At 66.2% G+C, this 1,027-nt stretch carries 1 protein-coding gene; it reads left to right on the top strand.

The window, feature by feature from the left end; all coding sequences use genetic code 11:
* Nucleotides 1-1,027: DUF5801 repeats-in-toxin domain-containing protein (locus LB533_RS29805; protein WP_224678890.1), on the top strand; the 1,027-nt coding region annotated here is incomplete at both ends.

Below are 1,027 nucleotides of genomic sequence, written 5' to 3'. Positions count from 1 at the left end.
GCGGCGTTACGGTAGCGCTTGACGAGACGGCGACCACGAGCGATGCGGCCTTGATCGCCACGCCCGGCATCACCAAGGGCGAGGATCCCGATGTCGGCGGCACCGGCGCGATCGCGCATGGCACCAGCAACAGTGCCTTCGTCAACATCACGGCGCTGTTCGGCGCCGATGGTCCGGCGATCTCCGGCCACACCGTCTATGCGCTGAGCGTCACCAATGCGGTCTCGGGCCTTGCCGTCACCGACGGCTCGCTGATCCAACTGCAGCTGCTGAGCAACGGCGTCGTCGTCGGCGTCGTCCAGGGCGGCATGTTCAATGGCGATGCGGCGTTCGCGCTGTCGATCGATCCGGCCACCGGCAAGGTGACCGTCGAGCAATATCTTTCGCTTCATCATTCCGACACCACCAATCCCGACGACACGGTGGTGCTGGGCTCGCATTCGGTGGCGGTGAGTGTGACCGTCACCGATGGCGACGGCGACACCGCCAGCGCCAGTGCCGACGTCTCGGGCCAGATCAGCTTCGACGACGATGGTCCGAGCCTGACCATCTCGCAGCCGAACGGTGCCTTGAACGGCCTGTTCCTGACCGGCTTCGTTCCCAATGGCGACGCCTGGGGCGCGGGCAGCGGCACCACGACCGGTCCCGCCGGCGCCTGGACCGTCACGGCCTCGCCCTACGAAGGCGCCAGCAGCATCGAATTGCAGAAGGTCGGTGACGGCTATCGCGGCGCCGACAGCCCGACCAACAGCGTTATGGTCGACCTCGAGGCCAGCCCCGGCAACATCCAGATCTCGCAGACGCTGCATGGCCTCAGCGCCGGCGAATACCGCATCTCCTTCGAGATCGGCGCCGCCAACGACACCAGCCTCCTACACAGCGCCAAGCTCGAAGTGTTCTGGAACGGCGTCTCGGTCGGAACCTACGATCCCACGTCGGGCGTCATGCAGACCATCGCCATCGACGTCACGGCGACGGCCGGCGACAACTCACTGACCTTCCGTGAGATCGGCGAAGCGGGCGACAA

This window comes from Mesorhizobium sp. BR1-1-13 (assembly GCF_020165515.1).
Classification (GTDB): domain Bacteria; phylum Pseudomonadota; class Alphaproteobacteria; order Rhizobiales; family Rhizobiaceae; genus Mesorhizobium.
Note: the sequence above shows the minus strand (reverse complement) of the source record. Positions and strands in the feature narration are given on the sequence as shown.